Genomic DNA, 13009 nt, shown 5'->3' with positions numbered 1-13009 from the left:
GCCCCGCGGCTGCGCGCTCCGGGCCACCCGGCCCGCTAGGGTTTCGGGGTGCCAGCAGAACCCGTAGCACCGCCCGCCGTCACGGACGACGATCCCGGCGGCCGCACGGTCCGTCGCCTGGTCGCGGTGGTGGCCCTGATCGCCGTGCTGCCAGCGCTCTACCTGCCTGGCCTGAACCACAAGTTCCTCGACCTCAAGATCTACATGTCCGCGGTGGACTGGTGGCGCGTCGGCCACCCGCTCTACGACTACGCCCAACCGGACCGGGTGCAGGGTGAGCTCTACTTCACCTACCCGCCGTTCAGCGCGCTGCTGCTGTGGCCGTTCGGGCTGCTCCGGCTCGGCGCCACCGTGGCGATCTTCACGGTGCTCACGGTGGCCGCCGTGGTGCTGACCACCCGGTGGCTGGTGACGCCGGTGATCGCCCGGCACCGCCTGCCGCGCACGTTCACCCTGACCGCCGCCGTGCTGCTGGTGCTGGCGGTGGAGAGCACGCGCGAGACCATCACCTTCGGGCAGATCAACATGCTGCTGGTCGTGCTGATCCTGGCCGACCTGCTGTTCGCCGTGCCGCAGGCGCGACGCTGGGCCGGGGTCGGCGTGGGGCTGGCGACGGCGCTCAAGCTCTTCCCGGGCATCTTCATCGTGTACCTGCTGGCCACCCGCCGGTGGCGGGCCGCCGTGGTGGCGAGCGCGACGGCGGCGGTGGCGACCCTGCTGGCGGCGGCGGTCGCGCCCGGGGACTCGTGGCGGTTCTGGACCCAGGAGCTGTGGGACACCGAGCGGGTGGGGCGCACCGACTACGTCGGCAACCAGTCACTGTTCGGGCTGCTGAGCCGGTTCACCGCGCCCGAGAAGCCGGACCGGCTGCTGTGGTTGGTGGTCGTGGCGGTGGTGGCCGCCTACGGCCTGTGGCGGGCCGTCCGCGCCGCGCGTGCCGGTGACGGGCTGACCGGCCTGACCCTGACCGGCCTGGTCGGCGGACTGGTCAGTCCGATCACGTGGACACACCACATCTACTGGTTCGTGCCGGCCGTGGTGCTGCTCGCCGACGCGGCGCTGAGCGCGAAGCGTCCGGACGAGGCACGTCGACGGTGGTGGTCGGCCGGCCTCGCGGTGGGTGCCACCGCTGTGATCGTCTACGGCGTGGTGACGTTCCAGAGGTGGGGTACGGACCCGGTCCGCACCCAGAATCCGGGCGACTTCGTCGTGCAGAACGCATACGTCCTGCTCAGCCTGCTGCTGTTGGTGGCGCTGCCGGTCCGCGTGGCCCGCCCGGCCCGGATCGAGGAAAAGTCGCACCAAATGGACACAAATCCCCAGTAACGACCATCGGCTATAACCTGGACCCAGGTACCTCAGGCGTCGCTCGGTCAGCACCGCTCCCCCGGTGAGAGTGGCCCTCCGCGTCGGCAGCGCGGGGGGCCACTCGCCGCGTCAGTCCTCCGGCACCGGCCGCGCCGTGGGCTCTGCGTCGTTCGGCGGCCACGCCAGGCTCAACGCCACCTCCGGCGGCCGCGGCAGTTGGCCCGCCTCCGGCGGCCGGGGCAGCCCGTCGGGAGCGTCCAGGTCGGCGAGGGTGAGAGGCCGGGCCGGTTCCGCGCCGATCGCCGATCGGGACCACTCGGCCGCGCCGGAGCCGACCGGGGCGAGCTGCCGTACGGCCGGCATCGACCTGGCGCGATGAGGGTCCCGGACGCCCAGGCCGCTGAGCGACGTGACCCCGAGCCGGCCGGCGAGCACCGGCACCTGGTCCGGTTCGACCACGAAGACCACCTCGCGCGGACGGGGTGGGCGCAGCAGGAGCAGCACCGCGCACGCCACCAGCAGCACTCCTGCCGCGAGCAGACCCCAGGCGACCGGGACGACCCAACCCGCGCGCAGCTCGGCGCGCAGGTCCAGGCTCAGGTCGGCACGACCGTCGGGGCGCATCACCACCAGGCTCATCGGCTCGCCGGTGAGGTCGTCGGCGCTCCACTCGAGAGTGCCGACGCCCTCGCGTACCCAGAAGGGGAGACCCAGCGGCGGGCGGACCGCGTCGGCGGTCGGGGCCGCGACCGGGACCGCCGGGTCCGTGCGGACCGGCAGCGGACCCCGGGCCAGCGCCACCCGGCGGACCGAGGCGTACGGCACGGGCTCCAGCCAGCGGCGCACCTCGGCGGTCGGTGCCAGCCCCACGAAGGCCGGACCGTCGGGCGTCCGGGCGTCGAGGCGCAGACGGGTCTGCGCGCCGCGCGCGAAGGGCGCCTCCCGTCGCAGCAGCCGGTCGAGATCGGTGACCACGACCGCGTGGCCCGATGTGCGGACGGTCTCGAACCGGGCGGCGAAGGCCCCACCGGGGTCGGCGTGCCGGGCAACCAGCCACAGCCCGCCGCCGGCGAACAGCGCCGGAATTCCGATGACCAACAACAGCATTCCGGCGATCGCCCGCACGAAGCGCATTCGCACCGTCTCCCTCCGTAGCCAGATACCCGGCCGACCTTACCGACGTACGCCGGCTGATCAGGGGATATCCACGGCACGACCGGTGCCGGTCCCGGAAAGCACGCTGGCCCGCCGGATTGTCCGGCGGGCCAGCGGGTGCGCGGTGCGATCAGGACTTGGCGACCGGCTCCCGGCGGGTACGGGCGAACGCCAAACCGCCCAGGACCAGGCCGGCCAGGCCGGCGACGAGCCCCGCGACGCCGAGGCCGATCGCGGCGCCGTCGCCCTCGTCGTCGTCATCGTCCTTGTCCGCGACGGCCGCGGCGGCCGGGGCGGACGACGCCGCCGGCGCGGCGGCCGTGAGCGTGAGCACCGGAGCGGGCTTCTCCGGCTCCTCGCCGCCCGGCTGCGGCTCGTCGATCCAGCGCGAGACGTTGCCGTCGGAGTACGTCTGGAGGGTCTTGAAGACCATCGACTCGACCTTCGGCAGCGGCCCCATCGAGACGCCGAACTCCTGGAACTGCCCCGGCTTGACCGCGGCGTCACCCGTGGCCGTCCAGGTGATCTTCGAGACCGCCTCGGTGAGCTGGCTGCCGTGCACCTCGATCGGCGGGTCCACCTTGCGCTTCTCGGTGGCCACCGTCCAGCCGGGCACCGGGATTGTCGACACCGAGCCGACCGGGGCGTTCTCCGGCAGCACCACCTCCAGCTTGGTGGTCGAGGCGGTGTCGCTCTCGTTGGGCACCCGGAACGCCACCCGGGCGTAGCCGCCCTGGGTCGCCTCCTTCGGGTTCACCGTGACGTGGGCGGAGGCCGGCCCGGCGAAGCCGAGCACAGCGGTGGCGACGGCGGTGAGCGCCAGGGCGGCAGCGGCGGATGCGGTGCGCCGGAGTCGGGTCATGGGTGTCGTGGGCCTCTCTAGCGGATGGGCACGGTGGCGGTCACCGTGGCCTGGTCGATGTCGGTCGTGCGAGCGGTGATCTTCAACTGCCACTCGCCGGCGGCCGGCAGGCTGATGTCGCCGTACGCGTGGTTGTCGTTCAACCGCAGCAGCGGCACGTCGATCGGCTCGATCCCGGCCGACGGCAGCGCGGCGGTCGCCCGCCACTCCACCACCGGCAGCGGCAGGTTGTCCTTGCCGTAGGCGTACAGGTGCACCGAGTTGTTGCCCCGCTCGGCCGGGCTCAGCTCGATCTGCACCGTGAGGAGCGAGCTGTTCAGGGTGGCGGTGAAGAGGCCGGCCTCGACGCCGGGCGACTCGGCTGCCGCCGTACGCGCGGGCGTGGTCTGCACCAGGGTCGCGGAGACGGCCAGCACCACGGCGGTGACGGCCAGTTCCACCAGGACCGCCCGGCGCACCGGCACCGGCCGCTGCGCGGCCACGCGCCGACGGACCAACTGCCGGGAGTACGCGGCCACGGCGATCACGATCGCGAACAGTCCGATCTTGGCGAGCAGCAGTCGCCCGTACGTGGTGCTGAACAGGGCGTTCGGAGTGGCCACCTCGATCAACGCCTGCACGGTGCCGGCCAGCAGCAGGGCCGAGACGGCGAGAGCCGCCCAGCGCGACCAGATCGGCAGGATCGCGCTCAGCTCCCGCTCGTCGGCCTGGCGCAGCAGGAAGACCGCGAGCATGAGCAGGCCACCCAGCCAGACCGCCATGCTGCCCAGGTGGACCGCGTCGACCACCACGGACACCGCCGGCGCCGGGGAGGCCGCCGGGTGCCCGGCCAGCGGCCAGGTCAGCAGGGCCGCCACACCGAGCACCGCCAGGATGATCGCGTCGGTGCGGCCGGCCGGGCGGGCCAGCAGCGGCCGCAGCAGGAACGCCGCAGCGGCCAGCAGGCCGAGGCGGACCAGGTGAGCCGCGCCGAAGGTGCTCCCCACGACGCTGCCGAACCCCTCACCGGTCACCTCGAAGAGGCCACCACCGGCGGTGTAGGGCACCTGCAACCACAGGTCGGCGAGGGTGGCCAGTGCCACCAGGCCGAGACCGGCCCAGGCCAGCCGGGCCGGCCCCCGCCGGGAGAGCCGCTGCGGCCACAGCGCGGCGAGCACCAGGGCGGGCCCGACCAGCAGCACCAGACCGGCGTACCCGAGGAACCGGGCCACCTTCACGGCCGTACCCACCACCGGGTTGGCCCGACTGTCGTTGCCGGAGTCAACCGGCGGTGTCGAGGGCGCGCCCACCGAATAGGTGAACGCGCCGGAGACCGGGTGACTGTCGGCGGAGATCACTCGGAAGCTCACCAGGTAGGTGCCGCGGCCTGCGGCCGGGTCGACCGGAATGGTCACCACGGCACCGTCGAACGACGGCTCACCCCGGTCTGCGCGGGAACCGTCGGGGGCGATCACCCGGACCTTGTCGGGGACCTTGCGCACCGACTCGGAGAAGGTGAGTACCACCTCGGACGGACCGGCCGGCACCACCGAGGATGCGGCCGGGCTGCTGCTCGACAGCACCGCGTGGGCGCTGGCCGGGGTGGCTGGCGCGATCAACAGGGCGACGACGGTGACCAGGAGGCCGGCGGCGGCAGCCAACCGGGCGGCCCAGCGGCGGGGGGCGACAGTCATGCCTGCCATGGTCGCCGACCCCACTGGATCTCGGCGAACCGAGTCGGGCGAACGGCTCAATTCCGCTCAGCCGCCATCGCCGCGCGGAAGGGGTCGCGTGTCATGAGCAGGTAGTCGCTTGACGACGGGGAAAAGTTCCCGACGTGTCGCAGACCATCCAAGGGCCAAAGGACCCTGACGGCACACGCCGCGACGCGTAACCTGGTTTGTCGTGATCCCCGTCCCGCGTGACACCGGCCCCACCGGCCCGGCCGATCCGACCGGTGACGTCGCCCGGGACCCGGCGACCGAGTCGGCCCTGACCGCGCGCGACGGTGACGCCGCCGCCCAGGCCATGTTCGTCCGGCTGACCCAGGCCGAGGTCTGGCGCTTCGCCGCCGCCCTGGTGGGCCCGGACAGCGCCGACGACCTCGCCCAGGAGACGTACCTGCGGGCGTTCAAGGCCCTCCCCGCGTTCGAGGGCCGGTCCAGCGCCCGGACGTGGCTGCTCGGGATAGCCCGGCGGGCCTGCGCCGACCACCTCCGGACGGTGATCCGACGTCGTCGCCTCGACGAGCGGCTGGCCGCGAACGCGTACACCGACCGTCCGCACCCCGACCACGCCGGGCAGCTCGGCGCCACCGACCTTGTGCAGCGGCTGAGCCCCGAGCGGCGTGCGGCGTTCGTGCTCACCCAACTGCTCGGCCTCTCGTACGCCGAGGCCGCCGCCGTCGAGGGGGTGCCCGTGGGCACCATCCGGTCCCGGGTCGCCCGGGCCCGAGACGAGCTGGTCGAGGCGGTCGGCGACGCCCGCGCCGGCTGAGCCCGGAACTTCCGGCGGAGACGGAACGACAAATGAGCGTGACTGCACCCCCCACGCGGGTCGCCCGCTGGGCGGCCGTCCGGCCCTGGCTCGGCACGGCGGCCCGCCTCGGTCTCGCCGCCGTCTGGCTCGTCGCCGGCGCGTCGAAGGTCGGTGACCTGGCCGCCTCGGGTCGGGCCGTGAACGCGTACCAGGTGCTGCCGTACGACGCCGCCACCGTGCTCGGCGCCGCGCTGCCCTTCGTCGAACTGGCCCTGGGTGTGCTGCTGCTGCTCGGGCTGGCCACCCGGCTCACCGCGGCCATCTCCGCCGCGCTGCTGCTGGTCTTCATCGCGGGAATCTCCTCGGCCTGGGCGCGTGGCCTGGCCATCGACTGCGGCTGCTTCGGCAGCGGCGGCCAGCTCGCCGAGGGGCAGGCCCCGAGTTACCTCCCGGAGATCCTGCGGGACCTGGGATTCTTGGTACTGGCCGGATTTCTGGTGATCTGGCCCCGTACGCCCGTATCGGTGGACGGATGGCTGTCCGCCGAACCCGCCGTGGAGGACGAGGATGAGTAGTCGCAGGAGCCAGCGGGACGCAGCGAGGGTCGTCCGCGAGCAACTGGCCCGCGAACGACGCCGTCGTCGCACCGTCTGGGTGTCCGCCGCCGCCGTCGCCGTCCTGGTCATCGCCGGCCTCATCGGCTGGGGCGTGTGGTCCAGCCAACGCTCGGACAGCTTCACCACCCCGCCCGGCGCCAACGCGCCCGGCACCGGCATCGTGACCGGCGGCGGACCGGTCACCGTCGACGTCTACGAGGACTTCCTCTGCCCGGTCTGCAACCAGTTCGAGCAGAGCAGCGGCGCGACGCTGGAGCAGTTGGCATCCGAGAACAAGGCGAAGGTGGTGTACCACCCGGTCGCGTACCTCAACCGCTTCTCCACCACCGAGTACTCCACCCGCTCGTCGGCCGCCTCCGGCTGCGCGGCGGTCGGCGGCAAGTTCCGTGAGTACGCCAAGGCGCTCTTCGCCAAGCAGCCACCCGAGGGCAGCGCCGGGCTCAGCGACGACGAACTCGTCGACATCGGCGTCGGAGTGGGGCTGGACCGGGGCTCGTTCGGCGGCTGCGTGAAGGAGGGCACCTACAAGACGTGGACCGAGCACGTCACCGAGGAGGCCAGCCGCAGCGACGTCACCGGTACGCCCACCATCCTGGTCAACGGGCAGCCGCTGGCCGACCGCACCCCGCAGGGCCTCACGGCGGCCGTGGCGGCGGCCGGCAAGTGATCCGTACCGCCCTGGCCCGCGCCGGACTGATCGCCGCCGCCACCTGCGCGGCGACCCTGCTCACCGCGGCGCCTGCCGCCGCACACGGCGCGGACGCCCCGAACGGCACCGACTACCGCACCCGCGTCGCCGGCGTGACGCCGGCCCGGCCCGGCCTGACGGTACGGGTGATCGAGGCAGGTGCCCGCCTCGAACTGACCAACCACACCGGCCGGGCGGTCGAGGTGATCGGCTACTCCGGAGAGCCGTACCTGCGGGTCGGTCCCGACGGCGTCTTCGAGAACAGCCACTCCCCCGCCACGTACCTGAACCGCACCCTCGCCGGCGACACCGCCCTCCCGGCCGACGCCGACCCGGCCGCCCCACCGTCCTGGCGGCGCATCGCCGACGGGACCACGGCACGCTGGCACGACCAACGGGCGCTGTGGCAGGAGTCGACGCCACCGGCGGAGGTACGCGCCGCGCCGGAACGCGAGCACCGGGTCCGGGACTGGACGGTACCGCTGCGCGACGGCACCGACCCACTGGCGATCGGCGGCACCCTGGACTGGGTGCCGCCGCCCGACGCGTACACCTGGTGGGCCGTGAGCATCGTCGGACTGCTCGCGGTGGGCGCGCTCGGCCTGTTCGCCGCCGCCTCCACGCCCGGCGCCCGGGCGCTCACCGCGGTGGGCGTGCTGCTGCTCGTCGGCGGCGCGGTCGCCGTGCTCTACCCGGTGGGACGGGAGTTGGACGCCGGCGCCCAGGGCGTCGGCGGGGTGGCCGTCGGCCTGCTGGGCGGCCAGGTCTGGGCGCTGCTCACCGGCCTCGGGGCGCTCGCCGCCGGCTGGTACGCGCTGGCCCGCCGTCCGGCTGCGGACTTCGTGATCGCGCTGGCCGGAGCCTGCCTGGCCCTCTTCGCGGGCGTGGCGAACGCCGCCGTGTTCACCCGGTCCGTCGCCCCGGTGCCGTGGTCGCCCGGGATCGCCCGGGTCATGGTGGCGGTGGTCCTGATCACCGGCGTCGGCGCGACAGCCGCAGGCGTCCTACGGCTGCACGCGGCCTCCCGGGCCGCAACCCGAACCCCCGCCCCCACGCCCTGACCCCGTGACCCACCCCGCGCGCCCTCTCCCCGCGATCTTGCGTTTTGTGTCGACGAAGTGCGGCCTTCGCGGCATATGCGGCGACAGAAAGTGCAAGATCGCGGGGAGAGGGGCGGGGGCGGGGGCGGGGGCAGGGGTGCGGGGGCGGGGTCAGGGGTGGGGGGTGAAGCCGTACGGGAGCTCGAGGCGGTGCTTCGCCAGCAGGGGGGCGTCACCGAGCAGCGTGCGGGTTGGGGCGTCCGCTGCGATCCGACCGCCGTCCAGGATCACCGAGCGTTCGCACAGCTCCGCCGCGTAGGGCAGGTCGTGGGTGACCATCAGCAGGGTCACCGGCAGGTCGCGCAGGATCTCGGCCAGCTCGCGCCGGGCAGCCGGGTCCAGGTTCGACGACGGCTCGTCCAGCACCAGGATCTCGGGGTGCATGGCCAGCACGGTCGCCACCGCCACCCGGCGACGCTGCCCGAACGAGAGGTGCTGCGGGGCCCGCTCCCGGTGCTCGCTCATCCCCACGGCAGCGAGCGCCTCGTCGACCCGGGCCGCCAACTCCGCCCCGCGCAGGCCCAGGTTGGCCGGCCCGAACGCGACGTCCTCCGCCACCGTGGGCAGGAAGAGCTGGTCGTCGGGGTCCTGGAAGACGATCCCCACCCGGCGGCGAACCTCGGCCAGCGTCGCACGGTCCGGCGTGATCGTCAGCCCGCCGACGCTGACGTTGCCCTCGGCCGGGGTGAGGATGCCGTTGAGGTGCAGCACCAGGGTCGTCTTGCCGGCGCCGTTGGGGCCGAGCAGCGCCACCCGGTCGCCGCGCGGCACCGCCAGGTCCACGCCGTGCAGGGCCACGTGCCCATCCGGGTACGCGTACCGAAGACCACGAACGTCCAGCGAGAGGGCGGTCTGCACGACACCGATCATGTCAGCACGACGGCGGTCGCGGCGATGGAGGCCGCCACCACCGGCACGGTCGCCGCGATCAGCCACTGACCGGCTGTCGCCGCGCCGTCGCCCTGCCACACGGCGGGCATCCGCCCGGTGTAGCCCCGCGACAGCATCGCCAGGTAGACCCGCTCCCCGCGTTCGAAGGCGCGCAGGAACAGCGCACCGACGCCGGCGGCGAAACCGCGCAACTGCCAGAGGAAGCGCGGGTCGTCGCCCCGGGAGATGCGCGCCACCCGCATCCGTCGCGCCTCGCCGACCAGCACGTCCAGATAGCGCAGCATGAACGTGGCGATCTGGGTGAGGATCTGCGGACAGTGCAGCCGGTCCAACCCGACGATCAGGTCCCGGGTGGTGGTGGTCGCGGCCAGCAGCAGCGAGGCGAGAACCCCGAGCGTGCCCTTGGCCAGGATGTTCCACGCGCCGTGCAGACCGTCCTCGGACAGCCGCAGACCCAGCACCTCGACCCGCTCACCCGCACCCAGGAAGGGCAGCGCGACGGCGAACAGCACGAACGGCAGCTCGATCAGAGCGCGGCTGAGCAGCCAGCGCGGCCCCACCCGGGCCAGCGCCGCCACCACCGCCACCAGCAGGGCGTACGCCCCGAAGGCCCAGAACGCCTCGCGCGGTGTGGCCACCACGGCGACCGTGAAGACCACCATCGCCACGATCTTGACCTCGGGCGGGAGCCGGTGCACCGGCGAGGACGACTCGCGGTACAGCACCTGCCCGTGACCGGCACCCATGTCGTACCCCCTGCTCAGTCGCTCGTGCCGGTGCGGCCGCGACCGGCGGTGACCGCGTCGCCCTCGGCGGACGTGCCGTCGTCACCCGTGGCCGGCGTGGTCCCCCGGCGGCGCAGCAGCCAGAAGCCACCGAGGCCGATCGCGAAGGTCACCAGCACTCCGAGCACGCCGGAGAGGCCGGTGGACAGGAAGCTGTTCTCCACGCCCCGCACGCCGTAGTCGGCGAGCGGGCTGTCCCCCAACTCGTGGTCCTTCGCCTGCTGGGCCGGGCAGCTGCCACCGACGATGGTGTCGTCGGCGTCGACGGTGCAGCCCTTGAGCAGGGAGGAGTCCAGCCCGTCCGGGTGCGACGAGGCGTAGTTGCTCACGACGCCGGCGAGCAGCAGGGCGACCAGCAGGCCGCCGGCCAGGAAGGCCCAGGAACGGTTCTTCATCGGACACCTCCGGAGACCGGGACAGCGGGGGTGGTGGGGGTACGGCGGGAACGCAGCGCGTACACCAGGTCGGGGCGGACCTTCGCGACGGTGAGCACGGTCGTCGCGGTGATCAGACCCTCGCCGATGCCGATGAGCACGTGGACGCCGGCCATCGTGCCGGCCAGCCCGGCGAGGTTGTTGCCGAGGTCGGTGGTGCCGCCCAGCCAGTACTCCACGACGAAGCCCTGGGACGCGACCACCACGCTGAGCGTCGCGGCGACGAACGCGGTCACCGCCAGGCCCGCCCGGGTGCGGGGCAGCACCCGCAGCAGCAGCGCGATCAGCAGGTACGCCGCGGCGGTGCCGAGCAGCGCCATGTTGGTGATGTTCAGGCCGAGCATCGCCACGCCACCGTCACCGAAGACCAGCGCCTGCACGACGAGGACCACGGCCACGCAGAGCGCGCCGACCCACGGCCCGACCAGCATCGCGGCGAGCGCGCCGCCGAGCAGGTGGCCGCTCACGCCCGCCGTGAAGATCGGGAAGTTGAGCATCTGGACCGCGAAGATGAACGCGGCGACCAGGCCGGCCATCGGGGCGAGCCGGTCGTCCAGGTCCCGCCGGCCGCGCAGGACGCAGTAGGTGAGCGCGACGAGAGCGAGCGCAGCGAAGATCGCCGCAACGGGACCGTTGATGATCCCGTTCGAGATGTGCATCGCCAGTGTTTCCACGCGACCTCCCACGCGTCAGCGAACCCGTCCGGGCCCGGCGGGGGTCAGCCTATTTCCTGCGACTTGTTGTTGCCAGACTCTGGCAACAACGGATGGCCTTGATCACCTTTGCCGGACGCGGCGGGCGCGCCGCCGACCCCGGCACCTACCGGCGCGACGGTAGGGTCGGGGCCATGACCGCGCCCGATCGTCTCTCCCCCGGTGACCCCGCGCCCGAGTGGACCCTGCCCACCGACACCGGCGACCAGATCTCCCTCGCCGACCTGCGGGGCCGCAAGGTGGTCCTGTACGCCTACCCGGCCGCGATGACCCCCGGCTGCACCAAGCAGGCGTGCGACTTCCGCGACTCGCTCGCCTCGCTCCAGGCGGCCGGCTACGAGGTCATCGGCATCTCCCCCGACAAGCCGGAGAAGCTGGCGAAGTTCCGCGACCGCGACGCCATCACCTTCCCGCTGGTGTCGGACGTGGACAAGACGGTGCTCACCGCCTACGGCGCGTACGGCGAGAAGCAGTCGTACGGCAGGACCGTGACCGGCGTGATCCGCTCGACGTTCGTCATCGACGCCGACGGCAAGATCGAACGGGCGCTCTACAACGTCAAGGCCACCGGGCACGTCGCCAAACTCCGCCGCGACCTCGGGCTCGACTGAGACTGTCGGACACCAGCACTACCGTGCGTGAATGGTTCGGTACAAATACACACCGGAGTTGCTCGCCGAGGCCGCCGCCGTAGCCCACAACATCACCGAGGTGATGCGGCTGCTCGGTGTACGCGTCAGCGGCGGCTCGCACGCGCACATCAGCCGACAGCTCAAGAAGTTCGGCATCGACACGTCGCACTTCACTGGGCAGGCGCACAACCGGGGCAGACGGTGGCGCCGGTTGTCCCCCAATGAACTGATGGTCGTGCTGCCTGAGGGCTCTCGTCGAATTCCTGGATTTCGGCTCAAGCGCGCCCTGGCGACAATCGGTCTCCCGGAAAGCTGCGAGGCTTGTGGGACAGGATCAACGTGGCAGGGTCGACCGCTGACGTTGCACGTCGATCACATCAACGGTGACTTCCTCGACAACCGGCCCTGCAACCTGCGGCTGCTGTGCCCGAACTGCCACAGCCAGACCTCCACGTACGCTGGGCAACGACGGGCTGCACCCATTGCGCCCGAGGTGGTCTACGATCCTGAGGCGGTCACTCCAACGGGTTTCCGGATAGGCCGGCGACTACCTCGTCGACCGGAATGGCCGTGGACGCTGGTGGAGTTCAGTTTCAAGGGGCCGTAGCCCAACGGCAGGAGGCATGCGGTTTAGGTCCGCACCAGTGCGGGTTCGAATCCCGTCGGCCCCACAACAGATCGGCTGTCGAACGCGTCACGGTCGCAGGCCACGAGCCCGACCGAGCCGCCAGGATGGGCGCGTGACTCTGCGTTTCGTCCTGGATCCCGAGCTGACCCCGCGGCTGCGCGCCGAGATCGTCGCCCTCTGGGTGGACGCCAGCAACGCCGGCGGCGCGGTCGGCTTCGTCCCTCCGGTGACCGCTGCCGATGTCCGTACGATCGCCGACCCGACGTTCGCGGGCATCGCCGACGGGCCGGACCGCCTCCTGATCGGGTACGACGGCGATCGGCTCGCCGCCGTGCTGGTCTTCGCCGACAACCGGTTCCCCCTCAAGGCGCACTGGTGTGTGTTGAAGCGGGTGATGGTTCACCCCGACGTCCAGGGCGCGGGCTACGGGTCGGCGCTGATGCGCGAGGCCGCCCGACTGGGCCGCACGATGGGCCACGAGGCGCTGCACGTGACGGTGCGCGACGGGTTGGGGCTGGACGGGTTCTACCGTCGCCTCGGATACCGGGAGATCGGTCGACTGCCGGGCGCGCTGCGCGTGGCACCGGACGACGACCGCGACGAGATCCTCATGTGGCTCGACCTGACCCCGACCGACTGAGGGACCAGTAGCGACCAGGCCGAAACGCCAGCAGGCCAGGCGCCAGCAGGCCGAGCCCTCAGCAGGCCGGGCCGCCACCGGGCCGAGTCGGCCACCGCG

14 protein-coding genes, 1 tRNA gene and 1 pseudogene are annotated in these 13009 nt (G+C 72.7%); 9 read left to right on the top strand and 7 right to left on the bottom strand.

Features of this window, described 5'->3' with window-relative positions; translation table 11 throughout:
• Positions 1-48: 48 nt before the first annotated feature.
• The gene (locus ABZV06_RS11100) at positions 49-1326 is read left to right on the top strand and encodes a glycosyltransferase family 87 protein (protein WP_355620465.1); all 1278 of its coding nucleotides are present in this window, start codon (positions 49-51) and stop codon (positions 1324-1326) included.
• A 312-nt stretch (positions 1327-1638) separates the two neighbouring features.
• On the opposite strand, the pseudogene ABZV06_RS11095 reads toward ABZV06_RS11100, so the two are convergent.
• The 3 genes and pseudogenes from ABZV06_RS11095 to ABZV06_RS11085 all read right to left on the bottom strand — a co-directional run.
• Positions 1639-1914 (bottom strand): annotated as a pseudogene (locus tag ABZV06_RS11095) (hypothetical protein); the annotation flags it as partial.
• A gap of 679 nt (positions 1915-2593) precedes the next feature.
• On the bottom strand, positions 2594-3325 hold the full coding sequence (locus ABZV06_RS11090) for a YcnI family protein (protein ID WP_355620462.1): 732 nt from the start codon (positions 3323-3325) through the stop codon (positions 2594-2596).
• 17 nt (positions 3326-3342) lie between these two features.
• Entirely contained in the window at positions 3343-5007 is a 1665-nt protein-coding gene (locus ABZV06_RS11085; protein ID WP_355620459.1) for a copper resistance protein CopC, read from the bottom strand.
• Between the two features lie 202 nt (positions 5008-5209).
• On the opposite strand from ABZV06_RS11085, the gene ABZV06_RS11080 reads away from it, so the two are divergent.
• The 4 genes from ABZV06_RS11080 to ABZV06_RS11065 are packed head-to-tail and all read left to right on the top strand — an operon-like array spanning position 5210 to position 8148.
• The gene (locus tag ABZV06_RS11080) at positions 5210-5800 is read left to right on the top strand and encodes a sigma-70 family RNA polymerase sigma factor (RefSeq protein WP_355232869.1); all 591 of its coding nucleotides are present in this window, start codon (positions 5210-5212) and stop codon (positions 5798-5800) included.
• A 32-nt stretch (positions 5801-5832) separates the two neighbouring features.
• Positions 5833-6357, top strand: a complete 525-nt coding sequence (locus ABZV06_RS11075; RefSeq protein ID WP_355232868.1) for a MauE/DoxX family redox-associated membrane protein — start codon at positions 5833-5835, stop codon at positions 6355-6357.
• Positions 6350-7066, top strand: coding sequence for a thioredoxin domain-containing protein (locus ABZV06_RS11070; RefSeq protein ID WP_355620456.1), 717 nt, complete (start codon positions 6350-6352; stop codon positions 7064-7066). The genes ABZV06_RS11075 and ABZV06_RS11070 overlap by 8 nt, the downstream gene beginning before the upstream one ends.
• Positions 7063-8148, top strand: coding sequence for a hypothetical protein (locus ABZV06_RS11065; RefSeq protein ID WP_355620454.1), 1086 nt, complete (start codon positions 7063-7065; stop codon positions 8146-8148). Before ABZV06_RS11070 ends, ABZV06_RS11065 begins: the two co-directional genes overlap by 4 nt.
• Positions 8149-8298: 150 nt before the next feature.
• On the opposite strand, the gene ABZV06_RS11060 is transcribed toward ABZV06_RS11065, so the two are convergent.
• The 4 genes from ABZV06_RS11060 to ABZV06_RS11045 are packed head-to-tail and all read right to left on the bottom strand — an operon-like array spanning position 8299 to position 10971.
• Entirely contained in the window at positions 8299-9057 is a 759-nt protein-coding gene (locus ABZV06_RS11060) for an ABC transporter ATP-binding protein (protein ID WP_355232865.1), read from the bottom strand.
• Positions 9054-9824, bottom strand: a complete 771-nt coding sequence (gene cbiQ / locus ABZV06_RS11055) for a cobalt ECF transporter T component CbiQ (RefSeq protein WP_355232864.1) — start codon at positions 9822-9824, stop codon at positions 9054-9056. Before cbiQ ends, ABZV06_RS11060 begins: the two co-directional genes overlap by 4 nt.
• A 14-nt stretch (positions 9825-9838) precedes the next feature.
• Complete coding sequence (locus tag ABZV06_RS11050) at positions 9839-10258, bottom strand: PDGLE domain-containing protein (RefSeq protein ID WP_355232863.1); 420 nt, start codon at positions 10256-10258, stop codon at positions 9839-9841.
• Positions 10255-10971 carry an energy-coupling factor ABC transporter permease gene (locus tag ABZV06_RS11045; protein WP_355232862.1) on the bottom strand — a complete coding sequence of 239 codons (717 nt, stop codon included), beginning with the start codon at positions 10969-10971 and terminating at the stop codon, positions 10255-10257. Before ABZV06_RS11045 ends, ABZV06_RS11050 begins: the two co-directional genes overlap by 4 nt.
• 173 nt (positions 10972-11144) lie before the next feature.
• Between ABZV06_RS11045 and bcp the strand changes: the two genes are divergently transcribed.
• The 4 genes from bcp to ABZV06_RS11025 all read left to right on the top strand — a co-directional run bounded on the left by bcp (position 11145) and on the right by ABZV06_RS11025 (position 12910).
• On the top strand, positions 11145-11621 hold the full coding sequence (gene bcp, locus ABZV06_RS11040; RefSeq protein WP_355620451.1) for a thioredoxin-dependent thiol peroxidase: 477 nt from the start codon (positions 11145-11147) through the stop codon (positions 11619-11621).
• A 31-nt stretch (positions 11622-11652) separates the two neighbouring features.
• Positions 11653-12249 carry an HNH endonuclease signature motif containing protein gene (locus ABZV06_RS11035; RefSeq protein WP_355232860.1) on the top strand — a complete coding sequence of 199 codons (597 nt, stop codon included), beginning with the start codon at positions 11653-11655 and terminating at the stop codon, positions 12247-12249.
• Positions 12240-12313: transfer RNA gene (locus ABZV06_RS11030), tRNA-Leu, on the top strand. The genes ABZV06_RS11035 and ABZV06_RS11030 overlap by 10 nt, the downstream gene beginning before the upstream one ends.
• Positions 12314-12382: 69 nt before the next feature.
• Positions 12383-12910, top strand: a complete 528-nt coding sequence (locus ABZV06_RS11025; RefSeq protein ID WP_355232859.1) for a GNAT family N-acetyltransferase — start codon at positions 12383-12385, stop codon at positions 12908-12910.
• Positions 12911-13009 lie beyond the last annotated feature (99 nt).

Origin of the sequence: Micromonospora sp. NPDC005172 (genome assembly GCF_040608555.1) — a bacterium.
Lineage (GTDB): Bacteria > Actinomycetota > Actinomycetes > Mycobacteriales > Micromonosporaceae > Micromonospora.
The sequence above is the reverse complement of the archived record's forward strand: the minus strand, read 5'-3'. Positions and strand labels throughout refer to the sequence as shown.